Raw genomic sequence first — 24,886 nt, forward strand, 5'->3', positions numbered from 1 at the left:
CCGCGAAGGGATCGCGAGTCGCTCACGTACACCGACCACGACACCGTGTTCCCTCCAGCGTTAGAGTGCCGTCGCCCCCACGCCCAGCTGAAGGCCATAGGAAGGCACCGCGTTCCGTGAACTACACCCACGAGACCACCGGTTCCGTCGGCGAGCGCCGCCTGCAGCACCTCCTCGGCACCACAGACCAGGCCGCCACCTTCTACGACCGCCAGGTGCAGGCCCGACTGACCCCGCAGATGGCGGACTTCATAGGTCGGCAGACCATGGCGTTCCTGTCCACGTCGGACGCCGGCGGAGCCTGTGACGTCACATTCCGAGCCGGTCCCCCGGGCTTCGTCACCGTGCTGGACGAAGGAACCCTCACCTACCCCGAGTACCGTGGGAACGGGGTCCTCGCCAGTGCGGGCAACATCGCCGAGAACCCGCACATCGGTCTGCTCTTCGTCGACTTCACCCATGACCACATCGGACTGCACGTCAATGGCGCAGCTCGACTCCGCCGGGACGAGGAGCAGCGGCGGGCCCACCCCCACCTCCCGGTGGACACCGCTCCTGGGCGCAAGCCCGAGTTCTGGGTGCACATCACGGTGGAGGAGGCGTACGTGCACTGCTCCAAGCACATCCCCCATCTCGAACCGGCGCCGCGTCCGCGCCCGGGGGCCCAGCGGCCAAGGGATCCCGACTACTTCGTGCCCCGCGCCGAGCACCAGTCCCCGCCCTACGAGAGCGTGCAGACTGCGGGAACTCACACCGGACCGCCACCGGACATGGGCTGACCCAGCGGCACCGAGCCGACGACCCTGACACCGACGGCGCCCGCCCGTGACGACGCGCCGCCCGGGCTCGCTCGTCACGGCGCCGTCTTGCAGGCCTCGGACAGCGCCTCGACACGCTCCCGCTCAACCCACTGCTCCAGCTCGCTCCCCATCACCGCTGGACGCCGCGACCTGAGGGCACCCCGGTGATCATGAATTTGCCCCAGATCGGTGAGTGAGACGCGAAGCGACTTGTCGACTTCGCGGCCGGTTTGGTGTTCGGTCTGGACGGCAGCATCGAGCGGCTGACGCAGAAGGTGTTCCTGTTGTCGCCTGCTAACGGCGTTGTCACCGCGAAGGACAAGTCCGCATCGCACAGGCCGGGTTCTTCAACCATCGCGCAAACAAGAGGGAGGGAAGCAGGAGCATGAGCGTGGTCCTGAATGTGCCTGGAAGCCATGTACCTGCCCCCGATCCACCACTCGGCTAACGCGTAGGGACGAGTTGGCCGTTGTTCCTCCTGCTGGGCATGCCCAGCGCTGTCACCTATCGGCGTGTCCGGAGGGAGGAACACATGGCCAAGCACGCTCGGCCCCGCAGGAACAAGGAAAACGAGAAGGAGGGCGCAACCGACCGCACAGAACGCCGCGAGCGGACGATGCTCGTGATCAGGATTGCCGTCCTGCTCATCGCCATCGCCCGCTCCCTGAGCGGCAGCTAACCGCACGCGAGGGTCGCTCCGCAGAATGCCATCAGGTGGGCGGCCCTCGCCCATGTCCCGACCTCTCAAGATGAGAGAGCCGATGTACATGGTGTTCCCAGGTTATGCCACAGCGTCAAGTTAAACGCGTCAACCCTTGAGAGTCCCGGCAGCACGAGCCCCCGGCTCACCTGCGACCAACGTTCGGAAATTCGCCCAGAAGGCAGAGCTGAGATCTGAGCACATCAATGGTTCGCGGACAGGAGGAAGCGGCACCTCGGAGGAGCCTGTGCTGAACCTCTGCGGTCGACCTCTGCGGTGAACCTCGGAGCACGCCGGGCGAAAACGTTCCGCCACCGCCCCCTGGAGGTTACCGTTCGGTAGACAACGTCGTCCCGGAGGTGCCCGTATGACACCCGACCGTGCCGCAGGCCTCGCCGCGTCCGCCCGTGCGCTGGCCGACGGGGAGGTGACGTCGCAGGCGCTGGTCGCGGCGGCGCTGGCGCGGATCGAGGCGACCCAGGGGTCGCTCAACGCCTTCCGGGTGGTCCGGGCCGAGGCCGCCCTCGCCGAGGCCGCCGCCGCGGACAAGGAGCTCGCCGCCGGAGGGCGCCGGCCGCTGCTGGGTGTGCCGGTCGCGGTGAAGGACGACATGGACGTGGCGGGCGAGCCGACGGCGTTCGGGTGCGGCGGGGAGTTCCCGCCCGTCGCCGAGGACGGCGAGGCGGTACGGCGGCTGCGCGCGGCCGGGGCCGTGATCGTCGGCAAGACCAACACCTGCGAGCTGGGGCAGTGGCCGTTCACGGAGGGGCCCGCCTTCGGCGCGACGCGCAATCCGTGGAACCCGGAGCACACTCCCGGTGGCTCGTCCGGCGGTTCGGCCGCCGCGGTCGCCGCCGGGCTCGTCCCCGCCGCGCTCGGCTCGGACGGCGCCGGCTCGGTGCGGATCCCCGCGTCCTGGACCCATTTGGTCGGCATCAAGCCGCAGCGCGGCCGCATCTCCACCTGGCCGAAGGGCGAGTCGTTCCAGGGCATCACCGTCAACGGCACCCTCGCCCGCACCGTGGCCGACGCGGCCCTCCTGCTGGACGCGGCCGCCGGCAACCACGACCTCGACCCGCACCGGCCGCCTGCTGTCGACGCCGCGGAGGCGGCGGGCCGCGACCCCGGCCGACTGCGCATCGCACTCTCACTCAAGCCGCCGTTCACCGCCGTGCCCGCCCGGCTGCATCCCGAGGTGCGCGCCAGGGTCGTCCGACTCGCCGAGAAGCTCAGCGCATCGGGGCACGTCGTCGAGGAGGCCGATCCGCCGTACGGCCAGATCGGGCTGACCTTCGTCCCGCGTGCCACTGCCGGTATCGCCGAGTGGGCCGGCGAGGTGCCCTTCCCCGCACTGCTCGACCCTCGCACCCGCAGCGCCGCCCGGCTGGGCCGGTTCCTCGGCGGCGTGCCGCTGCGGGCGGCCCGGCGTGCGGAGGCTGTGCTGCACCGTCGTATCGGCAGGTTCTACGAGTCGTACGACGTCGTCCTCGCCCCCACCACGGCCACTCCCCCACCCCGCATCGGCGCGATGCTCGGGCTCGGCGGTTTCGCCACCGACCGGGCGATGATCGCCGCCTGCCCCTACGCCTGGCCCTGGAACGTGCTGGGCTGGCCCGGTGTCAACGTCCCCGCCGGTTTCGTGGGCGGCCTGCCCGTCGGCGCCCAGTTGCTCGGGCCGGCGAACAGCGAGCCCCTGCTGATCTCGCTGGCCGCGCAGCTGGAGGCGGAGCTGCGCTGGCACGAGTTGTGGCCGCCGCAGCAGGGCGAGACGGCACCCACCGCCGTCGTCTGAGGCCACGCCGACTCCGCGGTTCAGGCCCTACTCTGTGACCGTGGGCGATGCGTCGATGGTCGGGCTCATGGGGCGGGTGACGGGGACGATCGGTCCGGGGCTCGTCGGCGAGGTGATCGTGCGGGTGCGCGGCGGCGCCGAGCACTTCCTCGCCTATCCCGCTCCCGGCACGGACCGCATCGAGCGGGGCACGGTGGTGATGGTGATCGAGTACCAGCCCCCGAGAACCGTCTACGTCCAGGCCGCGTACGACAGTTGAGCCCGCTCGTGCGCAGGTGAGAGCCGTCCGCGTCAAGGTTTCGACAAGGATGCGCCGACGTCTGTACCCGGGCTTCGCGCGGGCGCACACTCCCTTCGTTCGGTGCCGAAAGGGCACCATGCAAAGGGGGCGTATGCCGATGGTCATCGGCGTCGTGGCGGGGGCGGCGGTAGCCGCCGTCCTCGTGCTGATCGGTGTGTTCAAGATGATGTGGCGGGTCGCGGAGCCGAACGAGGCGCTCATCATCTCCGGTTCCAAGCACCGTACGGAGGGCCTCGAGGAGGGCATGGGCTTCCGTATCGTCACCGGCCGCGGCACGCTCGTGCTGCCCGGTGTGCAGGCGGTGCGCAAGCTGTCCCTCGATCTCAACGAGACCGAGCTGCACGTGGACTGCGTGACCCACCAGGGCATTCCGCTGAAGGTGCGGGGCGTGGTCATCTTCAAGGTGGGCGACGACTTCGTGTCGATCGCGAACGCGGCCCGCCGTTTCCTGGACCAGCAGAAGCTGATGTCGGAGCGGGTGCACAACGTCTTCGCCGGTCATCTGCGGTCCATCGTCGGCGGATTGACGGTCGAGGACATGATCCGCGACCGGGAGAAGCTCACCGGGCAGACCCGGGCGGCGTGCGGTACGGAGATGGAGAAGCTGGGGCTGATCGTCGACTCGTTGCAGATCCACGAGATCGAGGATCCGACCGGGTACATCCAGAACCTCGCCGCCCCGCACGCGGCCGCCGTCCAGCGGGACGCGCGGATCGCGCAGGCGGAGGCGAATCGTCTCGCCACGGAGGCGGAGCAGCAGTCCTTCGCACGGATGGCCGAGGCGACCCGGGACAGCGAGATCCTCCAGGCCGGCTACCAGGCCGAGCGCGACAAGGCCGCGGCCAAGGCCCAGCAGGCCGGACCGCTCGCCGACGCCGCCGCCCGGCAGGAGGTCGTCGTCCAGATGACCCGGGTCGCCGAGCTGGAGGCGCAACGGCGCGAGCAGCAGCTCCAGGCGGACGTCCGCAAGCCGGCCGACGCGCAGGCGTACGAGAAGCGCACGCTGGCCGAGGCCGAGCGCGACGCCCGGATCTCGGCGGCGCAGGCCAAGGCGAAGGAGACGGAACTCGCGGCCGCGGCCGAGGCGACCCGGGTCAAGGCGGCCGCGAGCGCCGAGGCCGAGGCGACCAAGGCGCGCGGCGCGGCCACGGCGGCCGCAACCCGGGCCACCGGCGAGGCCGAGGCGGCCGCCGCGCAGGCCAAGGGGCTCGCACAGGCCGAGGCGGCCAAGGCCAAGGGCCTGGCGGAGGCGGAGGCCATCAAGGCCCGTGCCGCAGCCCTCGCCGAGAACCAGGAGGCCGTCGTCGCCCAGCAACTCGCCGAGAACTGGCCGGAGATCGTCCGGGCCGGCGCGTCCGCCTTCGGCAGCGTCGACAACATGGTGCTGCTCAACGGCGCCGACGGGATGGCCGACATGTTCGCCAAGGCGCTCACCATGGGCGGTACGGGACTGGGGCTGGCCCGCCAGTTGCTGGCCTCGATGAACCAGAACGGCCAGACCCCGAACGGGACTTCGTCGCTCAACGGCCTCGCGTCGCCTCCCCCGGCGCAGAAGGTTGCGATGGACGAGAAGTAGGCCCGTCGGGTGTGCTCACGGGGGCAGCCTCTAAGGTGCCCCCGTGAGCACGTACACCGATGAGAACGTCCCGGGCCGTTTCGGCCCGACGGCCACGACCGAAGCCGACCCGCGCGCGGTCGGCAGGGTCCGCACCGAGTACTCCCCCGCCCATGACGGCGACCCCGACCCCGGGGAGATCGTCTGGACCTGGGTGCCCTTCGAGGAGAACGACGGACGGGGCAAGGACCGCCCGGTGCTGGTGGTGGCGCGGGAGGCGGCCGGCACTTTCCTCGCGGTGCAGTTGTCGAGCAAGCGGCACGACGGGGACCGCGAGTGGGTCGCGATCGGCAGCGGGCCGTGGGACCGGACGGGGCGCGAGTCGTGGGTGGACGTGGACCGCGTCCTCCGTCTGCACGAGGAAGGCATGCGCCGGGAGGCGTGCGCGCTCGACCGCGGGCGGTTCAACCTGGTCAGGCACCGGCTGCACGAGCGCTACGGCTGGACCTGAGCGCCGGCTACCGCTGGAGCTGACGCTCCGGAAACGCCCGTACGAACGCCTCCCGCACCGCACTCCCCGGCGTGCGGTCCAGGATCCCGAACACGACGTGCTCGAAGGCCGAGGCGAATCGCCCGCCGGGCCCGAGCAGCCCGCGGAACGCCCCCGCCACCTGAGCCGGGTCGTTCTGGAACACCCCGCAGCCCCACGCGCCCAGCACCAGTCGCCGGTATCCGTGCGCCGCGGCCGTCTCCAGCACGCGCTCGGCCCGTGTCGCGAGCGTCCGGGGCAGCTCGGGCGCGCGCTGCGGTGCCGTACGGCGGACCACGCCCGCGTTCGGGGCGGCGGCGGTCAGGAAGCCGGGGGTGCAGGGCTCGTCCAGGAGGCGGCCGCGGTCGTCGCGGAAGACGGGCACGCCGGGTGAGTGGATGACACGGTCCGTGTAGAACGGGTCGCGGTGGGCGCGGTGGTGGTCGTAGAACGCGCGGGCCTGCAGCAGGCACGCGTACAGCGCCGACGCCCGGCACAAGGCCTCTTCCTGGGCCTGGGCGCCGTTCAGATAGCCGCCGCCCGGGTTGCGGGCCGAGGCGAAGTTCAGTACGGCCGTACCGTCACCGAGGCGGCGGGCCGCTTCCAGGCTGCTCTCGCCCGTGACCTCGAGGAACGTCTCGGCCGCGACGATGCGCGGTACCGGCACCGGGTCCGGCCCGTACATCCGGGTACCGTCCCGTGCCGCCTCGACCGCCGCCGCGAGGGACACCTCACGGCCGTCCGGCGCGCGGTACCTCCCCGCCGCGACGATCTGCTCGGTCTCCTGGGCGATGCCGCGCAGGCGCGCGCTCACGGCGCGACCCCCGTGCGCGCCATGACCGCGCTCCCCGCGATCTCCCCCGTCATCTCCCCCGTCGTGCTCATGCACCGATCCTGGGCGATGCTGGTCGTGCGGTGCAACGGAGTTTTCGCGGTCCCCGCCGGCGTGCGCGAACGGCCGGAAAAGCCCTTGGAAACGCACGGCGTGCGGAGATTACCGACCCGGAACGCACCGGAACGCACCCTTGTGCGAAACGACGCGAGGGTCTTGGGTGGACGGGTGTGCCGGACCGGGCCATCACCTCCGGACCGGTGACATTGTGGACTCTCAGGAGGATCCCGACATGTCCGATTCACTGAGTGACTGTACGGAGCAACCCCGCACCGCGGTCACCGAAGCCGAGGTGGAGGCCCTGGTCAGGGGCATCTGCTTCAAGACCGGCCCGCCCCGCACCGTCGGGGTCGAAGTGGAATGGCTCGTCCACGAGCTGCGCGGCCCGCAGCTCCCCGTGACACCCGAACGACTCGAAGCGGCGTACGCCGCACTGCGGACCGTGCCCCTGAGGTCGGCGCTCACCGTCGAACCCGGCGGCCAGCTGGAGCTGAGCTCGCCGCCCGCCGCCTCGCTGATGGAGTGCATCGGCACCGTCTCCGCCGACCTCGACACCGCCCGCGCGGTCCTGCGCGAGCGCGGTCTCGGTCTCGTCGGCATCGGCAACGACCCCTGGCACTCGCCCCGCCGGTTCCTGCGCGAACCGCGCTACGACGCCATGGAGACCTGCCTCGACCGTGCCGGCCCGGCCGGCCGCGCCATGATGTGCACCTCGGCCTCCGTACAGGTCTGCCTGGACGCCGGATACGAGGAGCCCGGCCCGCTCGGCCACGGGCGGCGCTGGTGGCTGGCGCACCAGCTGGGCGCGGTCCTGGTCGCCGCCTTCGCCAACTCCCCGCTCGCCGGGGGCGAGCCCACCGGCTGGCTCTCCACCCGGCAGCTGCTGTGGATGGAGATCGGCGCGGGGCGTGCGGGCGCGCCCCCGCTGGACGGCGATCCGCGCGCCGCCTGGGCGCGGCACGTGCTGGACGCGCCGGTGATGTGCGTACGGCAGGACGGCGGCCCGTGGGACGTCCCGGACGGGCTGGCCTTCCGGGACTGGACCGCCTCCGGGCTCCCCAGGCCGCCGACGCACGAGGACCTCGACTACCACCTCACGACCCTGTTCCCGCCGGTCAGACCGCGTGGTCATCTGGAACTGCGCATGATCGACGCCCAGCCCGGCGAGGACGGCTGGATCGTGCCGTTCGCCGTGACCACCGCGCTCTTCGACGACCCCGAGGCCGCCGAGACCGCCTACCGCGCCGTGAAGCCGCTGGCGGAGCGCGCCGGGTCGCTGCCCGCGCCGCACAATCCGCTGTGGATCGACGCGGCCAGATCCGGGCTCGCCGATCCCGAGCTGCACGAGGTCGCGGTGGAGTGCTTCGCGGCCGCCGTGCAGGCCCTGCCCCGGCTGGGGGCCACGACCGAGGTGGTGGACGCCGTGGCGGCGTACCGGGACCGCTACGTCGTCAAGGGCCGCTGCCCCGCCGACGACCTGCTGGACGAGCTCTACGGGACGCACCGCACCCTGCACGGCACGGACCGCACCCCGCACGGGAAGGACATCCGCACATGACCGACCCCGCCCTCGACGCCGACACGCTCCGCGAGCGGGCCCTGACCACCCTGACCACGGCCCGTGCCCGGACGACCCTGCTGACCAGTTGCGTCGACGACCCCGACCTCACCGCCCAGCACTCCCCGCTGATGTCCCCGCTGGTGTGGGACCTCGCCCACATCGGCAACCAGGAGGAGCAGTGGCTGCTGCGGGCGGTCGCCGGGCGGGAGGCGATGCGGCCCGAGATCGACGGTCTCTACGACGCCTTCGAGCACCCGCGTGCCGAACGCCCCTCGCTGCCGCTGCTGCCGCCGACCGAGGCCCGGCACTACGCGGCCGAGGTGCGCGGCCGCGTCCTGGACGTGCTGGAGCGCACCGCGTTCCACGGGACGCGGCTGACCGAGGCGGGCTTCGCCTTCGGGATGATCGCCCAGCACGAGCAGCAGCACGACGAGACGATGCTGATCACCCATCAGCTCCGCACGGGACCGCGGGCTCTCACCGCCCCCGACCCGGATCCGGCTCCGCTGTTCACGGGACCGTCCGAAGTCCTGGTCCCCGGCGGCCCGTTCACCATGGGCACCTCCACCGAGCCGTGGGCGCTGGACAACGAACGCCCGGCGCACCGGCGCGAGGTGCCGCCGTTCTACATCGACACCACTCCGGTGACGAACGCCGCGTACCAGGCGTTCATCGAGGACGGCGGCTACGGCGACGACCGCTGGTGGACGCCGGAGGGCTGGGCGCACATCCGGCAGCACTCCATCCAGGCCCCGCTGTTCTGGCGCCGGGACGGCAAGCAGTGGCTGCGGCGCCGCTTCGGCATCACCGAGGTCGTGCCCCCGGACGAGCCGGTGCTGCACGTGTGCTGGTACGAGGCCGACGCCTACGCCCGCTGGGCAGGGCGGCGGCTGCCCACCGAGGCCGAGTGGGAGAAGGCGGCGCGGCACGACCCGACCACCGGGCACTCGATGCGCTACCCGTGGGGCGACGCCGACCCGGAGCCCGAGCACGCCAACCTCGGTCAGCGGCATCTGCGCCCGGCGCCGGCGGGAAGCTACGAGAAGGGCGAATCGCCGCTCGGCGTACGCCAGTTGATCGGTGACGTGTGGGAGTGGACGGCCAGCGACTTCCTGCCGTACCCGGGGTTCCGGGCGTTCCCGTACAAGGAGTACTCGGAGGTGTTCTTCGGGCCCGAGCACAAGGTGCTGCGCGGCGGTTCGTTCGCCGTGGACGCGGTGGCCTGCCGGGGCACCTTCCGCAACTGGGACTATCCGATCCGGCGGCAGATCTTCTCCGGCTTCCGCACGGCACGCTCCGCTGGAGACGTCTGATGTGCCGTCACCTCGCCTACCTGGGCCCCGAGGAGCCGCTCGGCAGCCTTCTCGTGGAGCCTCCGCACGCGCTGTACCGCCAGTCGTGGGCGCCCCGGCGGCAGCGGTACGGCACTGTCAACGCCGATGGTTTCGGGGTGGGTTGGTACGCCGAGGGCGACCCGGTGCCGGCGCGGTACCGCCGGGCGGGGCCGATCTGGGCGGATGTCTCCTTCGCCGATCTCGCCCGGGTCGTACGGACCACCGCCCTGCTCGCCGCCGTACGGGACGCGACGGTAGCGGGCGCCGACCAGGAGGCCGCGGCGGCGCCGTTCGCCGCGGGTCCCTGGCTGTTCAGCCACAACGGGGCCGTGCGGGGCTGGCCGGGATCGCTGGCGCCGCTCGCCCCGTCCCTGCCCGCGGTGGACCTGCTGTCCATGGAGGCCCGCAACGACTCCGCGTTCGTCTGGGCGCTGGTCCTCGCGCGGCTGCGCGGCGGGGACGAGATGGGCCAGGCGCTGGCCGACACGGTCCTGGAGGTCGCCGAGGCGGCCCCGGGATCCCGGCTCAACCTGCTGCTCACCGACGGCGAGACCATCACCGCCACCGCCTGGGGCGACACCCTCTGGTATCTGACCCGGCCCGGCGGCGGCACGGTCGTGGCCTCCGAGCCCTACGACGACGATCCGCGCTGGCAGGAGGTCCCCGACCGCACCCTGCTCGCGGCCGGCCGCACCGATGTGCTGATCACCCCGCTCAAGGAACCGAGCGACGCCCTGGCACCAGAACCTTCCAAGGAGCCCAGCACGTGAGTCCGTTCCTTCTCACCCGCACCCTGCCCGAGGACGCCACCGACGCCGCCCTGCGCGCCGACGTCCTGAAGGGCCTGACCGGCACGCCGAAGACACTCCCTCCGAAGTGGTTCTACGACGCGCAGGGCAGCGAACTCTTCGAGCAGATCACCGCGTTGCCCGAGTACTACCCCACGCGCGCCGAGCGCGAGATCCTCATCGACCGGGCCGGCGAGATCGCCGCGGCGACCGGCGCCCGCACCCTCGTCGAGCTGGGCTCCGGCTCCTCGGAGAAGACGCGGTACCTCATCGACGCGCTCACCGGGCTGCACACGTACGTCCCCGTCGACGTCAGCGAGAGCGCGCTCACCCAGGCCGGGCAGGCGCTCATCGAGGAGCGGCCGGGGCTGGACGTGCACGCCCTGATCGCCGACTTCACGGCGGGACTCACCCTGCCGGACACACCGGGCCCCCGGCTGGTGGCGTTCCTCGGCGGCACGATCGGCAATCTGCTGCCGGCCGAGCGTGCGGCGTTCCTCGCCTCGGTGCGTGCCCTGCTCTCCCCCGGGGACGCGCTGCTGCTCGGCACGGACCTGGTCAAGGACGAGCGGGTCCTGGTCGAGGCGTACGACGACGCGGCCGGGGTGACGGCCGCCTTCAACAAGAACGTCCTGGCCGTGATCAACCGTGAGTTGGGCGCCGATTTCGATCCCGGCGCCTTCGACCACGTCGCGCTGTGGGACGCGGAGCGCGAGTGGATCGAGATGCGGCTGCGCTCACGTACGGCGCAGACGGTGAAGGTGCCCGCGCTCGATCTCGCCGTCGACTTCGCGGCGGGCGAGGAGATGCGCACCGAGGTGTCGGCGAAGTTCCGCAAGGAGGGGGTGCGTGCGGAACTGTCGGCGGCCGGGCTGGAGCTGGCGCACTGGTGGACGGACCGTCAGGGGCGCTTCGCGCTGTCACTGAGCGTGGCGCGGTGACGGACGGCTCGCGCGATGCCCCGGCGTGGGGCACGGTGGAGTGACGCGTGACTGATCCGCCACGGCGCAGTCACGGGAGAGGAGCACCCGCATGACGAACCACACCTATCGGGTCACGGACATCGTCGGCACCTCGCCCGAGGGCGTGGACCAGGCCATCCGCAACGGCATCGAGCGTGCCTCCCAGACCCTGCGCAACCTGGACTGGTTCGAGGTGACCGAGGTGCGCGGCCAGCTCGACAACGGGCAGATCGCGCACTGGCAGGTGACGATGAAGGTCGGCTTCCGTCTGGAGGACGCCGACCAGTAGGCCGGGTAGTCGTCAGGTCCGCCCCTCCCGCTCCTGCGCCACCTTCAGCGCGGCGGAGGGGGCGGTCCAGCGCGCCCGTACGACGGTGAAACCGGCCCGCTCGGCGTCCTCGCAGACCAGCTCGTCGTCGTCGACCAGGACGCGGATCTCGCGGCTCTGGGCGAGGCGGCGCAGGATCTCCAGCTTGGTGCGCCGGGCGGGCCTGCGGTCGTCGTTGCGTCGCATGTACACCCGTCCCTCGGGCAGCCCGTGTGCCGCGAGCCAGTCGAGCGTGTCCCGCCGGCAGCGCTCGGGCCGCCCGGTCAGATAGCGGATCTCGCAGTCCTCCGCGCTCTCCCGCACGAGCGCGACGCCCTCCGCGATCGGCGGGTCCTGCGGGGCGGCCGCGAAGAAGGCGTCCCAGTCGCGTGGCTTGCGCTCCAGGAAGTGCTGCCGGTGTGCCGTGTCGGCGAGGGTGTTGTCCAGGTCGAACACGGCGAGCGGGAGTCTGCTGCTGTCGGTCACGCCACTCACCCTAAGACCACGCCTGTACCGGCCCGGGAAATTCGGCTGCCCACCGCCAGGCACCGCACTAAGGTCCCGTGCCATGCGACTGACGGTTCTCGGCGGCTGCGGCGCATGGCCGACGGCAGAGCAGGCATGCAGCGGCTACCTCGTCGAGTACGCCGGATTCCGCCTGCTCGTCGACCCCGGATACGCCACGCTGCCGCGCCTGCTCGACCAGGTCACCGTCGACGCGGTCGACGCGGTGCTGATCAGCCACGGGCACCCCGACCACTGCGCCGACCTCAACCCGCTGCTCAGGGCCCGGGGCCTCAGCGACGAACCGCCGCCGCCCTTGCCCGTCCACGCCCCGCGCGGAGCGGTCGACGCCGTGCTCGCCCTCGACAAGCCGAGCATGCTCGCCGATGCGTACCGCCTGCATGAGTTCGTCCCCGGCGACCGGTTCGCCATCGGCCCGTTCGGCGTGGACACCTGGCTGCTGCCGCACTTCGTGCCCAATGCCGGCATCCGGCTCACCACTGCGGAGTCCGTGCTCGCGTACACCGGCGACACCGGCCCCAGTCCCGACATCCCGCGGCTCGCGCAGGGCGCCGACCTGTTCCTGTCGGAGGCCACGTACACCCACCGGGTACCGGCCGCCGACGCACCGTACCTGCTGACCGCACGGCTGGCCGGCCAGTACGCCCACCAGGCGGGCGCCGCCCGGCTCCTGCTCACCCACCTGTGGCCGGGCACGGATCCGGTCGTCGCCCGGGAAGCAGCCGCGGAAGCCTTCGCGCACCCCATCGGCGTCGCCACACCGGGTCTCGTCGCCCACCTCGGCTGAGCGAGCCCCGCACCCCGGCAACCTCCGCGCGCCGAGCGGCCACTGCTGTGCGACACGGCACGCAGGCGAGGCGGACGCGGAGGCGGGAAGCCCCAGGCGCAACGGCGAGCGCGACAGCTGCAACAACAACGTCTTCTCACGGCTGTCCACGCACGACAATCACGAGTCCGGCTTCCGGCTCCAGGGATCGTCCGGCAACAACCAGATTCGCCTCGCCAATAGTCATCGAGAACACGATCGCGTACGGCAACGGCAATCCCGGCGCCCTGCTCAGTACCGACCCCGCCGGCCTCACCGGCCCGCGCGCGACGGCGTGGCTGTCGGCGCACGGTTCTGAGTGGGTCGCGTTTGAGACAGTCCGGCCGAGAGTAAAGGTCCGGACTATTTGCCGGAGGCTCCTTTTCGCAGGCCATGCAGGACCGTGAATGGATCACGAGGGGCATGAACGCGCCATCGTGATGCGGCAATTCATCACCGCGGTTGATTCTTCAAGGAGCCCGCTGCCATACTCCGGCTTCCGGCTTCGCCGCCGCTCACCCTTCCCCGCGAACAATTCCCGCACCCCGTATGTCCGGCATGCCGCAGCAAAGAAGGTGCGCCTGTGCCCGAGTTTTCACCTTGGCACGACAATTCTTTCACATATAGCCCGCCGAATAACGAACCCACGCCGTCCCAGCGCATATCCGAAGATCCCGAATTTCACTCGCTGCGCCGCGCTCAGCGCAGGTTCGGAGTCCGCGCGACACTCCTGTCGGTCGGCGGGTTCCTGTTGTACGTGCTTGTGTCGCACACCGTCCCCGGCCTGATGAACCAGCGCCTGCTCGGCCACTTCACCCTCGGCCTCGCCCTGGGCCTCGGGCAGTTCGCCGTGATGGGCGTGACCGCCTGGTGCTATGTCCGGTACATGCGCACCCGGGTCGACCCGCTCGCCCGTGGCCTGAGCTCGCGACTGGACCAGCACGAAGCACGGCAGACCGTCCCGCCCGGCTCCAGGGGGTACCGCACGTGGTGACCGTGTCCGAAGGCATCGTCGACCGGTTCAGCCTGAACCTGACGTTCGTGCTGTTCCTGTCGGTGGTCGTGGTCACGCTGTTCATGGCACTGTTGACGGCCCCTCAGCGCGACGAGATCGGCGAGTTCTATCTCGGCAACCGCACGATGTCCCCGTTGCGCAACGGCCTCGCCATGTGCGGCGACTACCTGTCGGCCGCCACCCTGCTGGGCAGCACCGGGCTGGTCGCCCTCACCGGATACGACGGGCTGCTGTACCTCGCCGGCACGGTCGTCGCCTGGATGACGGTGCTGCTGCTGATCGCCGAACCCCTGCGCCGCACGGGCAGATTCACGCTCGGCGACACACTGGCCCTGCGCCTGACCCGGCTGCAACGGCCGGCGCGACTCGCCCTGGCCGTGTGCACCCTGGCCATCACCACCCTGTACCTGGTGGCCCAACTCGTCGGCAGCATCGCCCTGCTGACCCAGTTCACCGGCGAACCGAGTGCCGCGACCCGCACCCTGTGCGTGATCGTGATCGGCACCGTCGTCATCGTGTACGCCGCGATCGGCGGTGCGCCCGGCGCCACGGTCATCCAGATCATCAAGGCCGTGATGCTGGTGGCGGGCGTGACGGTCACCGCCGTCATGGTGCTCAACCACTACGACTGGAACCCGGGCGCCCTGCTCGCCGCGGCCGCGGACAACAGCGGCACCGGCACCCAGTTCCTCGAACCCGGACTGCGCTACGGCGTCAGCACCACCAGCAAGCTCGACTTCTTCAGCCTGGAACTGGCGATCGTCCTCGGCCTCGCCGCACTCCCCCACGTCCTGATGCGGCTGCTCGCCCCGCGCAAGGTCGCCGTGCTGCGCTCCTCCCTCGTCTGGGCGGTCGGCCTGGTGGGCCTGGTCTGCCTGGCCGCCGGGATCCTGGGCCTCGGCGCCACCGCCGTCGTCGGCCGGGAGACCATCGCGCAGACGGACCACAAGGGCGACGCCGCCGTGCTGCTCCTCGCGAACGCCCTCGGCGGCGGCATCCTCACGGCCCTGCTGTCCTGCCTCGCCTTCGTCACGCTGCTCGCCGTCGCGGCCGGCCTCACCCTCGCCGCCGCCTCGTCCCTCGCCCACGACCTGTACGGCGAGGTGATCCGCAAGGGCCGCGCGAGCGAGACCGAGGAACTGATGGTGGCCCGGCTGTCCGCCGCCGTCATCGGTGTCCTCGCCATGATGCTGGCTCTCGTCTCCTGGGGCGCCAACACCGCGACGCTCGCCTTCCTCGCCTTCGCCATCGCGGCGTCCGCGATCCTGCCGACGATCGTGTACACCCTCTTCTGGCGCCGCTTCACCGGCCAGGGCGCCCTGCTCAGTCTCTGGGGCGGCCTGGCCTGCTCGGTCCTGCTGGTCGTCTTCTCCCCCGTCGTCTCCTCCACGCCCGGCTCGTTCTACCCGGACGCCGACTTCGCCTGGTTCCCGCTGCAGAACCCGGGCATCGTGTCCATCCCGGCGGGCTTCCTCCTCGGCTGGCTGGGCACCGTGCTGAGCGACCGTCAGGAGCCGCAGGAGGCGGCCGCCTACGAGGAGTTCGAGGTGCGGATGCTGGTGGGCGCCAAGGAGTAGGAGATGCTTCTGCCATGGTCACTCGTACGTTCCTGATCGGCGCCGCCCGCGAGCGCCCCTGCACGCTCGTCGTCTGCCGGGGCTGCTGCTGCGGCGATCCCCGCAAACACCCCGGCACCGATCACGTGGGGCAAGTGGAGCGGCTGCGCGCCGCGGGGGCCGAGCACGGCTTCCAGGTCCGTACGACCGACTGTCTGGGCCCCTGCGACCAGGCCAACGTGATCGTCGTCCAGCCGTCGGCCGCGGGGCGCCGGGCCGGCGGGCGGGCCACGTGGGTGGGCTTCGCGATGGACGACGACTGCACGGAGGAGATCGTGCAGTGGGCGGCCGCGGGCGGGCCGGGGCTCGCCGAGCCGCCGCTGACGCTGGAGTTGCAGTTCATCCGGCCGCCGCGGGACGCGCGGGTGCGGTCCCGTCGCTGACCTGCTGCCCCGCCCCGGACAAGGACGGATCCGCAAGTTGTTAATGGGATCCATTTTCATATAGCGTCCTCGGTGTTCACCCACCGAGGAGGTCCCGTCATGGCTGTCCCGAAGCGGAAGATGTCCCGCAGCAACACCCGCCACCGCCGCGCCCAGTGGAAGGCGAGCACGCCGCAGCTCGTGCCCGTCACCATCGACGGCGTCAGCCACCTCGTGCCGCAGCACCTGGTCAAGGCGTACGAGCGCGGGCTGCTGCGGCCCGAGGGCTGACCGGGATGCCGTACGAGAGTCGTCTGCCCGTCACCGTCCTGTCCGGCTTCCTCGGGGCCGGCAAGACGACCCTGCTCAACCACGTCCTCGCGGGCCGCGAGGGGCTGCGCGTGGCGGTCATCGTCAACGACATGAGCGAGATCAACATCGACGCCGCGCTGGTGCGGGGCGGCGAGGCCGCGCTGTCGCGGACCGAGGAACGCCTGGTCGAGATGACCAACGGCTGCATCTGCTGCACCCTGCGCGACGACCTCCTGGAGGAGGTCGACCGGCTGGCCCGCGAGGGCCGCTTCGACCATCTCCTCATCGAGTCGTCCGGTATCTCCGAGCCCATGCCGGTCGCGGCCACCTTCGCCTTCGCCCGCGACGACGGAGCCACCCTCGGCGATCTCGCCCTCCTGGACACCATGGTCACGGTCGTCGACGCCGCCCATTTCCTGTCCGAGCTGGACAGCGGCGACGAACTCGCCGAGCGCGGCCTCGGCCAGTACGCGGACGACGAGCGCACCGTCAGCGATCTCCTCGTCGACCAGGTCGAGTTCGCGGACGTCCTCGTGCTGAACAAGCTCGACCTGGTGGACGACGCGGCGGCGGACCGGCTGCGGGCGGCCCTGCGCCGGCTCAACCCCGCCGCACGGGTCGTCGACGCCGTACAAGGACGTGTGGCACTCCAAGACGTGCTCGGCACGCGGCTGTTCGACCTGGAGCGCGCCCAGCAGGCCCCGGGCTGGGTGCGGGAGCTCAACGGCGACCATGTGCCGGAGACCGAGGAGTACGGGATCTCGTCCACGGTGTTCCGCTCGTCAGTGCCCTTCCACCCCGGGCGGCTGTGGAGCTTCGTCACGGACGAACTCGACAGCGGAGCGTACGGGAAGGTGCTGCGGTCCAAGGGGTTCTTCACCCTCGCCAGCCGGCCGCAGGTGACCGGGCTGTGGTCGCAGGCCGGTTCCGTCGCCCGCTTCGAACCCAGCGCCGCGCGGGACACCGACGCCCCGTACGCGCAGGAGCTGGTCTTCATCGGCACGGACCTGCACGCCGAGGCGCTGGGGGCCGCACTGGCCGAGTGTCTGATGGCGGACGGCGAGGTCCTCCCGGCCGACGACCCGTTCCCGGCCTGGGACACCTACGGCATCGACGACGTCTGCGATCACGAGCACGCGGCCGAGCTCCAGGCGTCCGCTCACTGACTCCCCCCGGCACCAGGCCTGCCTATGCTGGTTAGGTCCCACCGGCCTGGGGCCGGTCCTGCTCGCAGCGTGCGAGAAGGGAGCCGCGGGTGACCGAGCGGACGATCGACAGGGCGGCCGCGGACACCTTGCGGCAGGCCAGGGACGCCGCCGCCCGTGAGGCGTGGGCCGAGGCGTACCGGCTGCTGGACGGCCTCGACGCCGGCTGTCTCACGCCCGACGACTGCGCCGCGTTCGCCGACGCCGCCTGGTGGACGAGCCGGATCGACGAGTCGATCGTCCAGCGGATGCGGGCCTACTCCGGCTATGTGGCGCAGGGCGCGGCCCGGCAGGCGGGGCTGATGGCCTGGCTGCTCTTCTACGAGCACCGGCTCGCGGGCCGCACCGCGGTGGCCGCCGGCTGGCTGCGCCGGGCACGACGGCATCTGCGGGGCGAGGCGGAGTGCGTCGAGCAGTGCTACCTCGCCTGGGTCGACGCCGAGGACGCTCAGGGGCGCGGGGCGTTCGACGAGGCGATGGAGGCGGCACGGCGGATGGCGGGGATCGCGCGGCGCTGCGGCAGCCCGGATCTGCTGGCCATGAGCGTGCAGGCGCAGGCAGGCGTCCTGGTCGCGCAGGGGCGCCTCGGGGACGGACTGGATCTGCTGGACGACACCATGTGCTCGGCCATGGCCGGTGAGCTCAGCTCCTTCTTCACCGGCTGGACCTACTGCCTGGGCCTGCAGCGGGCCATGGCGTGCATCGACCTCGAACGCGCCGCCGAGTGGACGGACGCGGCCATGCGGTGGTGCGCGTCCATGCCGGCGGAGAACGCCTTCCGCGGGCTGTGCCGGGTGCACCGGGTGGAAGTGCTGGAGCTGCGCGGCGACTGGTCCGAGGCGCTGGCCGAGGCCGGGCGGACCTGCGAGGAACTGCTGCCGTTCGAGCGGCGGACGGCCGCCGAGGCGGTCTACCTGGCCGGCCAGATCCAGCGTCGGCGCGGAGAGCTCGCCGCCGCCGAGGAGTCGTACGAGCGCGCCCACGGACTCGGCCGCGACCCGCAGCCCGGCCTCGCCCTGCTGCGGCTTGCCTGGGGAAAGGCCGACGCCTCCGCCACCGCCCTGGCTCTTGCCCTGGCGTCCGGAGCCGGGATCGGCGGTCTCGAGCGGTGCCGGCTGCTCGCGGCCCAGGTGGAGGTGTGTCTGGCGCTGGGCCGGACGGCCGGTGCACGCGCGGCCGCGCAGGAGCTGCGGTCCCTGGCCCTCGACTGGCAACAGCGGTGCGGTTCGGCGGCGACCCTGCTGCACGCGAGCGCCGCCGCGGCCTGCGGTTCCGTGGCCTTCGCCGCCCGTGACCTCGATGGCGCGCTGCCCCTGCTGCGCCGGGCTCTGTCCCTCTGGCTGGAGCTCGGGGTGCCGTACGAGGCGGCCCAGGTGCGGATGACCCTGGCCGCCGCCGACCGGGCCGCCGGGGACGGCGACGGAGCGCGGATGGAGCTGCGGGCGGCGGAGCAGGCCTTCCGCCGGCTCGGTGCCGTACCCGATGCGCGCCGGGCGGCGGCCCTGCTCGCCGATGTGCGCCACCGGCAGCCCGGCGGGCTCACCGAGCGGGAGATCCAGGTGCTGCGCCTGGTCGCGGCGGGCCGCACGAACCGGGCCATCGCCGCGGAACTGGTGATCAGCGAGCACACCGTCGCCCGGCACCTCAACAACATCTTCGCCAAGCTCGACGTGTCCTCGCGGGCGGCGGCCACGGCGTACGCCTACGAGCACGGGCTGACCTGACACGTATGGGCCGTTTCGCCCATGCCCGATTCGGCGAAGATGGGCGATTCCGGCGATGAACGCGCCCCTGCTGCGGGCGTACACCAGTGAGGTACCCCCTCCCGACCCAGGACTGGAAAGCAGGTGGGAGGTCATGACCACCTACACACCGACCTTCGACCACAAGCTGCTGGAGCGGCTGCGCGGGGCCGTGCGCGGTGACATCGTCGAGCCCGGCGACCCCGGCTATGACGAGGCCCGCAAGGTCTACAACGCGATGCACGACCGACGGCCGGCGATCATCGTGCGGGCGGTCGACGTGGGCGATGTCATGGCCACGGTGGACTTCGCCCGTGACCAGAACCTGCCGCTCGCCGTGCGCGGCGGCAGCCACAGCGTCCCGGGCTACGGCACCTGCGACGGCGGTGTCGTCCTCGACCTCGCCCTGCTGCGCGGCATCCGCGTCGACCCCGAGGCCCGTACGGCCTGGGTCGAGGGCGGCTGCACCTGGGCCGACGTCAACCACGCCGCACACGCCTTCGGGCTGGCCACCACGGGCGGGGTCGTCTCCACCACCGGGGTGGGCGGGCTGACCACGGGCGGCGGCATGGGCTATCTGGTCCGCCGCTGCGGTCTGGCCTGCGACAACCTGGTCTCGGTGGATCTGGTGACGGCCGACGGACACTTCGTGACCTGCACCGACGAGCACAACAGCGACCTGCTCTGGGCGGTGCGCGGCGGTGGGGGGAACTTCGGGGTCGTCACGTCGTTCGCGTACCGGCTGCACCCCATCGCCCACATCCTGGGCGGGCCGACCTTCTTCCCGCTCGACGGCGATGTGATCCGCCGCTACCGGGAACTCGTCGCCGAGGCGGACTTCGACCTCGGGGCACTGCTCGTCGTCGGGCTCGGTCCGCCGGTGCCGTTCCTGCCCGAGCGCTGGCACGGCCGGCCGCTGTGCGGTGTGATCGCCTGCTGGACCGGGCCGGAGAACGCCGACGACCGGATCCGGGACCGGGTCGCCGCGCTCGGACCGGTGCTGGGCCGATACCTGGAGCGCATGCCCTACCCGGTGATCAACACCCTCTTCGACGACCTGGTGCCCGCGGGGCTCTACCACTACTGGAAGGGCTCGTTCACCCAGGGCCTCTCGGACGGCGCGGTCGACGCCTTCGTCGAGTACGGCGCCACCACCCCCTCCATCGAGAGCGTGGCCGTCGTCTACCCCCTCGACGGCGCCTTCGACCGGGTCGGACCGGAGGACACCGCCTTCTCCTACCGGGACGCCGACTACTCGATCGCCCTGAGCGGGACCCTCACCACCCGGGCGGAGTGCGAGGACCAGAAGGGCTGGGTGCGCGGCTTCCACCAGGCGCTCGAACCGCACTCCATGGAGGGCGGCTACGTCAACTTCATCGACGGCGACGACCAGTACCGCGTCCGGGCCAACTACCGCGGCAACCACGCCCGTCTGACCGCCCTGAAGCGGCGCTACGACCCGGGCAACCTGTTCCGCCTGAACCACAACATCGCGCCCTGAGGAAGCCGGCGAGGAATCCTGCGGCGGCGGCGTTGTTGAACCCCATATGAGCTCCGTGATCGCGGCGACCCGCTTCTCCGTCCTCGACCGCTCCCGCACCCGGGAGGGCCACACGAACGCCGAGGCACTGCGCGACACCGTGACGCTGGCGCGGGACCTGGAGGAACTGGGCTACCACCGCATCTGGGTCTCGGAGCACCACGGGGTCCCCGGCGTCGCCGGTTCCGCGCCGACCGTGCTCGCCGCCGCCGTCGCGTCCGCGACCCGCACGATCCGGGTCGGGACCGGCGGGGTGATGCTGCCCAACCACCAACCGCTGGTCGTGGCCGAGCAGTTCGGGGTGCTGGAGTCCCTGTTCCCGGGCCGCATCGACATGGGGCTGGGACGCTCGGTCGGCTTCACCGACGGGGTGCGCAGGGCGCTCGGGCGGGACAAGGGGGACGCGGAGGACTTCGCGGCGCAGATCCAGGAGCTGCTCGGCTGGTTCCGCGGCACCTCGCCGACGGGGGTGCGCGCGCGGCCCGCCGAGGGCCTGACCGTGCCGCCGTTCGTGCTGGCCATGGGCGAGGGCGCGGACATCGCCGCCCGCGCGGGCCTGCCGATGGTCATCGGTGATCTGAGGAACCGGGCCAGGATGCAGCGCGGCATCGACCACTACCGCGACCGGTTCCGGCCCTCCCCCTGGGCGAGCGAGCCGTACGTCGTGATCTCCGGCACGGTCGCCGTGGCCGCCACGCCCGCGCGGGCCCGGCGGCTGCTGGTCCCGGAGGCCTGGTCGATGGCCCACTCGCGCACGCACGGCACCTTCCCTCCGCTGGCGCCCGCAGAGCGCGTCGAGGCGCTGACGATGACCGGCAAGGAGCGCGGCTTCTACGAGGGCGGCCTCGCCGGGCACATCGCGGGCACGGAGGAGCAGGTCGCGCACGAGCTGGAGACGGTGCTCAAGGAGACGGGGGCGCAGGAGGTGCTGGTCACCACCAGTACGTACGACCGTGCGGCCCTCGTGGACTCCTACCGGCGGCTCGCCCGGATCATCAGGGCCTGATCCGGGCGGGTGCGCGACCGCGGGTCAGTCCGGGTCGCGCGGGTCGAACGACTTGGTGTCGACCGTCAGCGGCTTCGGGAACGCGGCGGCCACCGAGTCCCAGCCCGTCAGCTTGAAGTCGGTGCCCTCCCGGTCCCCGTCCGCGGGCGTGGCCTCGCCGTCGTGGGTGACCAGCAGGCCCTTGGGGAAGGACCGGCCCAGCGGGACGTTGACCGCGGTGGAACCGTCGGAGTGCTGCACCCCGTCGGTTGCGGCGCTGTCGGTGACGGCGAAGGAGCCGAGGTAGGTGTTGCGGCCCTGCCGCTCGTACACGGCGAAGGTGTTGTCGCCCTGGCTGGAGGCGAGCAAGTATCCCTTGCCGTCGGCGGCGTGGTAGAGCGTGGCGCCCTCGGCGTCCGCGCTCAGGTGCGCACCGCCGAACCCCGGGTCATGGGCGGTGTCGAGGACGCACTCCTCCTGCTCGGCGTCGTACGTCCACGGGGTGCCGTACTCCCGCACCCGGTCGATCAGCTCCGGCCGCTCGAACTCCTCGTCGTCGAGGCCGACCCGCCACAGCCCGACGTCCTCCTGGGCGGCGTACAGGACGTGCTCCTCCTGGTCCACGACCATGCCCTCGACCTGCGGCCGGTCGCCGGGGTCGGCGCACGGGGCCCAGCCGGTCCCGTCGGGCAGCCTGAAGGAGGTGGGCAGGTCGAGGGTGTCCTCGGTCCTGTAGCCGACGCGCCCGTCGCGGTCCTCCAGCCGCAGCAGCCGTACGCGGCTCTCCGAGCGGCGGGACACGACCGCGTACGCGTTGTCGTCGTCGCTGAAGGCGGCCAGCCCGTAGGCGGTGCGCTGGTCGTCGACCTCGGCCTCGCTCGTGGAGAAGACCGGCGCGGCGTCGGCGGCCGTCACGTCCCTGAGTGGGGGCCTGCCCGTCGCCACGGCGCCCGGGTCGATCGCGTAGGCCCGGACACGGTCCCGGCCTCGGTCGCTGACCAGGGCCAAGTCCGTCTTCCTGCCGCCCAGTTCGAAGCCGTAGACGACGTCGACATTGTTGAAGCGGCCGGGCGCCGCGTCCTCGCCGGGTGCCGCGGGCGCGGCGATGTGCTGGAGCCGCTTGCCGTCGAGACCGTAGACGTCGAGGCCGGCCTTCTTGAGGGTGCCGATCACCAGGCTGTGCCCGGCGTCATGGGGGTCGACCCAGACGGCCGGGTCGTCGGCGTCGGCGTTGCCGCCCGCCTCGTCGTCGTACACGGCGGGCGTCTCGACGCGTGCGGGGACGGCGACCGGCTGCGGGGCGGCCGCACCCGGGACCATCAGCAGGGCGGCGGTGAGAGTGCTCAGAGCGGAAGCGCTCACGATACTCCTCGGTAGGAAGACGGACGGGCGAGACGCTATGGGCGGCCGGTGTGGGTGAGCCGACGGCCCCGTGAACATCAGATGGCTCGTAGGAGTGCGCGTCTCCGACCTCTGTGATGCCCGGAAAGCCTTTGCGGATACGGCAGTTGAGCGTCGTAGAATCGCCGCGTGCGTTGATCCTCCGCGCGGCGGCGCGTGCCGCCGCGGACCGTGCGGGCGCCCGGACATCCCGTGGCCGCCCCGGCAGGCATACCCGTCGCCGCCCCACCGGAGATCACACATGACCGCACAGCAGTCCCTCACCTACGACGCGTTCGTCGAACGCGCCATGGCCGACCCGGCCGTCGTCGGCCTCGTCCTGAAGGGCTCGCGGGCCCACGACGGCATGGCCACCGAGCACTCCGACCACGACCTGTACGTCGTCCTCGCGGACGGCGCGGCGACGGACCTCCGTCACTTCGCCGGCCACCGCACACCACGGTTGGATCTGGTGATCGTCTCCCTCACCGAGTTCCGGGCCGCCGGAATGCCGGGACACGAGCGCTACGCCCTCGCCCGGGCGAGGACCGTGCTCGACCGGCTGGACGGCGGGATCGCGCGGATCCTCGCCGCCAAGGCGCGGCTCGGCGCCGACGAGGCGTTCCGGGCCGCCGGCGGATGGCTCGACGCCTACGCCAACTCCCTCTACCGCTCGGTCAAGAACGACCGTGACGGCGAGCCGCTCGCCGCCCGGCTCGACGCCGCCGACAGCCTGGGGCACCTGCTGGAACTGCTCTTCGCCCTGGACCGGCGCCCTCGCCCGTACAACAAGTACCTACGCTGGGAACTCGCCCGCCATCCGCTGCCGGGCTGGGACGGCGACGCCCTGCTGCGGGCCGTGGACCGTATCTCCGCGAGCGGCGATGTGGCGGTCCAGCGACGGCTGTTCGCCCGGGTGGAGGCCGTGGCCCGCCGGGAGGGGCACGGGCCGGTGCTGGACGCGTGGGGCGAGGATCTCCGGCTGATGCGCCCCAGCCGGCGCGGACCGCTCGGCGGCCCGGGCCAGACAGCGGCGGTCGGCATGGATGCCCGGCACGATCGGCCCGGGCACCTCCACCTCGGCGACGAGGGCGCGTGACCTCGCCACCCGCCACACCGAGGTGAGCAGCGAGTCCTCGCCGACGAAGGCGGCCGCTGTACTGGGCGCGCCGCCGGCCACCCGGTAGTGCAGGCGCACCGGCTGCACCGGGACGCCCGCGTCCAGGGCGGCCTGGAAGGCGGCCCGGCGGAAGTGGCCCTGGGCTCGGCCGCACCAGGTGCTGCCCTCGGGGAAGACGGTCACCGCCTCCCCCGCCCGCAGCGCCTCGGCGATCCGGGCCACCGTCTCGGGCAGTGCGCGGATCCGGTCCCGGTCGATGAACAGGGCGCCGCTGCGGGCGGTCAGCCACCCCGCGACGGGCCAGTCCCGGATCTCCGACTTGGCGAGCATCCGGGCCGGGCGTACGGCGGCGAGCAGCGGGATGTCCAGCCAGGAGATGTGGTTGGCGACGAGCAGCAGCCCGCCGTCGGGCGCGGCGCCGCCGTCGATCCGCACGCGGACTCCCGAGGCCCGTACCACCCAGCGGCACCAGCGTCGTATGAGCCCCGCGGACATCCGACCCGCGAGCGGGCTGAGCAGGAACCCGACGAGCAGCAGGAACACGACCGCGGCGACCCGCAGAACCGCCAGGGGCATGGCCACGGCCCGTCCCTCCGTGTCCACGCACGTCCGCGGGGTGCAGGGTGCGCTGGGCCGCCAGAGGGTGGCCACCTCGGCGGCGTGGGCCCGCGCGGCCGAGGTGCCGGTCGAACCGGCGGTGGGAGCGGTCGCCGTGGGGACACCCACGGCGCCGAGCGAGGAGGTGCTCATGGCCGCCC

At 72.1% G+C, this 24,886-nt stretch carries 24 protein-coding genes and 2 pseudogenes; 22 read left to right on the forward strand and 4 right to left on the reverse strand.

The annotated features are described in order from the left end of the window. Positions 1 to 116 precede the first annotated feature (116 nt). The 7 genes and pseudogenes from ACIBU0_RS02540 (at position 117) to ACIBU0_RS02570 (ending at position 5,659) form a co-directional block, all read left to right on the forward strand. On the forward strand, positions 117 to 779 hold the full coding sequence (locus ACIBU0_RS02540; RefSeq protein WP_398810483.1) for a pyridoxamine 5'-phosphate oxidase family protein: 663 nt from the start codon (positions 117 to 119) through the stop codon (positions 777 to 779). A gap of 173 nt (positions 780 to 952) precedes the next feature. Further along, positions 953 to 1,152 (forward strand): annotated as a pseudogene (locus tag ACIBU0_RS02545) (cell division protein SepF); the annotation flags it as partial. A 180-nt stretch (positions 1,153 to 1,332) separates the two neighbouring features. Next, a complete protein-coding gene (locus tag ACIBU0_RS02550) occupies positions 1,333 to 1,479 on the forward strand; it encodes a hypothetical protein (protein ID WP_398810486.1) in 147 nt (48 codons plus the stop codon). A 388-nt stretch (positions 1,480 to 1,867) separates the two neighbouring features. After that, positions 1,868 to 3,292, forward strand: coding sequence for an amidase (locus ACIBU0_RS02555; RefSeq protein WP_398810489.1), 1,425 nt, complete (start codon positions 1,868 to 1,870; stop codon positions 3,290 to 3,292). A gap of 55 nt (positions 3,293 to 3,347) precedes the next feature. Further along, positions 3,348 to 3,551 carry a hypothetical protein gene (locus tag ACIBU0_RS02560; protein WP_398811742.1) on the forward strand — a complete coding sequence of 68 codons (204 nt, stop codon included), beginning with the start codon at positions 3,348 to 3,350 and terminating at the stop codon, positions 3,549 to 3,551. 133 nt (positions 3,552 to 3,684) lie between these two features. Next, on the forward strand, positions 3,685 to 5,169 hold the full coding sequence (locus ACIBU0_RS02565) for an SPFH domain-containing protein (RefSeq protein ID WP_398810491.1): 1,485 nt from the start codon (positions 3,685 to 3,687) through the stop codon (positions 5,167 to 5,169). Between the two features lie 43 nt (positions 5,170 to 5,212). Next, a complete protein-coding gene (locus tag ACIBU0_RS02570; RefSeq protein WP_398810494.1) occupies positions 5,213 to 5,659 on the forward strand; it encodes a type II toxin-antitoxin system PemK/MazF family toxin in 447 nt (148 codons plus the stop codon). A gap of 7 nt (positions 5,660 to 5,666) precedes the next feature. Here the strand turns inward: ACIBU0_RS02570 and ACIBU0_RS02575 are convergent, their stop codons facing one another. Then, a complete protein-coding gene (locus ACIBU0_RS02575; protein WP_398810496.1) occupies positions 5,667 to 6,491 on the reverse strand; it encodes a TIGR02452 family protein in 825 nt (274 codons plus the stop codon). Positions 6,492 to 6,801: 310 nt separating this feature from the next. Here ACIBU0_RS02575 and egtA point away from each other — a divergent pair, with 310 nt between their 5' ends. The 5 genes from egtA (at position 6,802) to ACIBU0_RS02600 (ending at position 11,503) form a co-directional block, all read left to right on the forward strand. Beyond that, entirely contained in the window at positions 6,802 to 8,127 is a 1,326-nt protein-coding gene (gene egtA / locus ACIBU0_RS02580; RefSeq protein ID WP_398810499.1) for an ergothioneine biosynthesis glutamate--cysteine ligase EgtA, read from the forward strand. After that, positions 8,124 to 9,443 carry an ergothioneine biosynthesis protein EgtB gene (gene egtB, locus ACIBU0_RS02585; protein ID WP_398810501.1) on the forward strand — a complete coding sequence of 440 codons (1,320 nt, stop codon included), beginning with the start codon at positions 8,124 to 8,126 and terminating at the stop codon, positions 9,441 to 9,443. Before egtA ends, egtB begins: the two co-directional genes overlap by 4 nt. Continuing rightward, a complete protein-coding gene (gene egtC, locus ACIBU0_RS02590; protein ID WP_398810504.1) occupies positions 9,443 to 10,234 on the forward strand; it encodes an ergothioneine biosynthesis protein EgtC in 792 nt (263 codons plus the stop codon). Before egtB ends, egtC begins: the two co-directional genes overlap by 1 nt. Next, positions 10,231 to 11,193: an L-histidine N(alpha)-methyltransferase gene (gene egtD / locus ACIBU0_RS02595; protein ID WP_398810507.1), complete on the forward strand. Its 963-nt coding sequence runs from the start codon at positions 10,231 to 10,233 to the stop codon at positions 11,191 to 11,193. Before egtC ends, egtD begins: the two co-directional genes overlap by 4 nt. Before the next feature lie 91 nt (positions 11,194 to 11,284). Continuing rightward, positions 11,285 to 11,503, forward strand: coding sequence for a dodecin (locus tag ACIBU0_RS02600; protein WP_398810510.1), 219 nt, complete (start codon positions 11,285 to 11,287; stop codon positions 11,501 to 11,503). A 12-nt stretch (positions 11,504 to 11,515) separates the two neighbouring features. Here ACIBU0_RS02600 and ACIBU0_RS02605 read toward each other — a convergent pair whose 3' ends face one another. After that, positions 11,516 to 12,007 carry a hypothetical protein gene (locus ACIBU0_RS02605; protein ID WP_398810513.1) on the reverse strand — a complete coding sequence of 164 codons (492 nt, stop codon included), beginning with the start codon at positions 12,005 to 12,007 and terminating at the stop codon, positions 11,516 to 11,518. An 82-nt stretch (positions 12,008 to 12,089) separates the two neighbouring features. Here ACIBU0_RS02605 and ACIBU0_RS02610 point away from each other — a divergent pair, with 82 nt between their 5' ends. The 9 genes from ACIBU0_RS02610 (at position 12,090) to ACIBU0_RS02650 (ending at position 21,649) form a co-directional block, all read left to right on the forward strand. Further along, positions 12,090 to 12,833, forward strand: a complete 744-nt coding sequence (locus tag ACIBU0_RS02610) for an MBL fold metallo-hydrolase (protein WP_398810516.1) — start codon at positions 12,090 to 12,092, stop codon at positions 12,831 to 12,833. 706 nt (positions 12,834 to 13,539) lie between these two features. Beyond that, positions 13,540 to 13,845, forward strand: a complete 306-nt coding sequence (locus ACIBU0_RS02615; RefSeq protein ID WP_398811744.1) for a DUF485 domain-containing protein — start codon at positions 13,540 to 13,542, stop codon at positions 13,843 to 13,845. Next, positions 13,839 to 15,443 carry a cation acetate symporter gene (locus ACIBU0_RS02620; RefSeq protein WP_398810519.1) on the forward strand — a complete coding sequence of 535 codons (1,605 nt, stop codon included), beginning with the start codon at positions 13,839 to 13,841 and terminating at the stop codon, positions 15,441 to 15,443. The genes ACIBU0_RS02615 and ACIBU0_RS02620 overlap by 7 nt, the downstream gene beginning before the upstream one ends. Before the next feature lie 14 nt (positions 15,444 to 15,457). Then, the gene (locus ACIBU0_RS02625) at positions 15,458 to 15,865 is read left to right on the forward strand and encodes a (2Fe-2S) ferredoxin domain-containing protein (protein ID WP_398810522.1); all 408 of its coding nucleotides are present in this window, start codon (positions 15,458 to 15,460) and stop codon (positions 15,863 to 15,865) included. Between the two features lie 99 nt (positions 15,866 to 15,964). Continuing rightward, positions 15,965 to 16,135 (forward strand): 50S ribosomal protein L32, encoded by a 171-nt coding sequence (rpmF, locus tag ACIBU0_RS02630; RefSeq protein ID WP_003996023.1) that lies wholly within the window; start codon positions 15,965 to 15,967, stop codon positions 16,133 to 16,135. Positions 16,136 to 16,140: 5 nt separating this feature from the next. Further along, positions 16,141 to 17,322, forward strand: a complete 1,182-nt coding sequence (locus ACIBU0_RS02635) for a GTP-binding protein (RefSeq protein ID WP_398810525.1) — start codon at positions 16,141 to 16,143, stop codon at positions 17,320 to 17,322. A gap of 89 nt (positions 17,323 to 17,411) precedes the next feature. After that, positions 17,412 to 19,085: a LuxR C-terminal-related transcriptional regulator gene (locus ACIBU0_RS02640; protein ID WP_398810528.1), complete on the forward strand. Its 1,674-nt coding sequence runs from the start codon at positions 17,412 to 17,414 to the stop codon at positions 19,083 to 19,085. Between the two features lie 133 nt (positions 19,086 to 19,218). Next, entirely contained in the window at positions 19,219 to 20,604 is a 1,386-nt protein-coding gene (locus ACIBU0_RS02645) for an FAD-binding oxidoreductase (protein WP_398810531.1), read from the forward strand. 46 nt (positions 20,605 to 20,650) lie between these two features. Continuing rightward, the gene (locus ACIBU0_RS02650) at positions 20,651 to 21,649 is read left to right on the forward strand and encodes an LLM class flavin-dependent oxidoreductase (protein ID WP_398810534.1); all 999 of its coding nucleotides are present in this window, start codon (positions 20,651 to 20,653) and stop codon (positions 21,647 to 21,649) included. 24 nt (positions 21,650 to 21,673) lie between these two features. Here ACIBU0_RS02650 and ACIBU0_RS02655 read toward each other — a convergent pair whose 3' ends face one another. Further along, a complete protein-coding gene (locus ACIBU0_RS02655) occupies positions 21,674 to 22,990 on the reverse strand; it encodes a phytase (protein ID WP_398810537.1) in 1,317 nt (438 codons plus the stop codon). Between the two features lie 280 nt (positions 22,991 to 23,270). Here ACIBU0_RS02655 and ACIBU0_RS02660 point away from each other — a divergent pair, with 280 nt between their 5' ends. After that, the gene (locus ACIBU0_RS02660; RefSeq protein ID WP_398810540.1) at positions 23,271 to 24,107 is read left to right on the forward strand and encodes a hypothetical protein; all 837 of its coding nucleotides are present in this window, start codon (positions 23,271 to 23,273) and stop codon (positions 24,105 to 24,107) included. Positions 24,108 to 24,260: 153 nt separating this feature from the next. Here ACIBU0_RS02660 and ACIBU0_RS02665 read toward each other — a convergent pair. Then, positions 24,261 to 24,878 (reverse strand): annotated as a pseudogene (locus ACIBU0_RS02665) (lysophospholipid acyltransferase family protein); the annotation flags it as partial. Positions 24,879 to 24,886: the final 8 nt, after the last annotated feature.

The organism is Streptomyces sp. NPDC049627 (assembly GCF_044465645.1).
In the GTDB taxonomy this organism is placed as follows: Bacteria; Actinomycetota; Actinomycetes; order Streptomycetales; family Streptomycetaceae; genus Streptomyces.

What these genes read in the sequence shown, in the direction of transcription:
- ACIBU0_RS02560 (WP_398811742.1), top strand. Translation starts at nt 3,348, where the DNA reads ATGGTCGGGCTCATGGGGCGGGTGACGGGGACGATCGGTCCGGGGCTC.
- ACIBU0_RS02660 (WP_398810540.1), top strand. Translation starts at nt 23,271, where the DNA reads ATGACCGCACAGCAGTCCCTCACCTACGACGCGTTCGTCGAACGCGCC.
- ACIBU0_RS02635 (WP_398810525.1), top strand. Translation starts at nt 16,141, where the DNA reads ATGCCGTACGAGAGTCGTCTGCCCGTCACCGTCCTGTCCGGCTTCCTC.
- ACIBU0_RS02650 (WP_398810534.1), top strand. Translation starts at nt 20,651, where the DNA reads ATGAGCTCCGTGATCGCGGCGACCCGCTTCTCCGTCCTCGACCGCTCC.
- ACIBU0_RS02550 (WP_398810486.1), top strand. Translation starts at nt 1,333, where the DNA reads ATGGCCAAGCACGCTCGGCCCCGCAGGAACAAGGAAAACGAGAAGGAG.
- ACIBU0_RS02600 (WP_398810510.1), top strand. Translation starts at nt 11,285, where the DNA reads ATGACGAACCACACCTATCGGGTCACGGACATCGTCGGCACCTCGCCC.
- ACIBU0_RS02645 (WP_398810531.1), top strand. Translation starts at nt 19,219, where the DNA reads ATGACCACCTACACACCGACCTTCGACCACAAGCTGCTGGAGCGGCTG.
- egtC (WP_398810504.1), top strand. Translation starts at nt 9,443, where the DNA reads ATGTGCCGTCACCTCGCCTACCTGGGCCCCGAGGAGCCGCTCGGCAGC.
- ACIBU0_RS02610 (WP_398810516.1), top strand. Translation starts at nt 12,090, where the DNA reads ATGCGACTGACGGTTCTCGGCGGCTGCGGCGCATGGCCGACGGCAGAG.
- ACIBU0_RS02565 (WP_398810491.1), top strand. Translation starts at nt 3,685, where the DNA reads ATGCCGATGGTCATCGGCGTCGTGGCGGGGGCGGCGGTAGCCGCCGTC.
- ACIBU0_RS02555 (WP_398810489.1), top strand. Translation starts at nt 1,868, where the DNA reads ATGACACCCGACCGTGCCGCAGGCCTCGCCGCGTCCGCCCGTGCGCTG.
- egtA (WP_398810499.1), top strand. Translation starts at nt 6,802, where the DNA reads ATGTCCGATTCACTGAGTGACTGTACGGAGCAACCCCGCACCGCGGTC.
- egtB (WP_398810501.1), top strand. Translation starts at nt 8,124, where the DNA reads ATGACCGACCCCGCCCTCGACGCCGACACGCTCCGCGAGCGGGCCCTG.
- rpmF (WP_003996023.1), top strand. Translation starts at nt 15,965, where the DNA reads ATGGCTGTCCCGAAGCGGAAGATGTCCCGCAGCAACACCCGCCACCGC.
- ACIBU0_RS02625 (WP_398810522.1), top strand. Translation starts at nt 15,458, where the DNA reads ATGGTCACTCGTACGTTCCTGATCGGCGCCGCCCGCGAGCGCCCCTGC.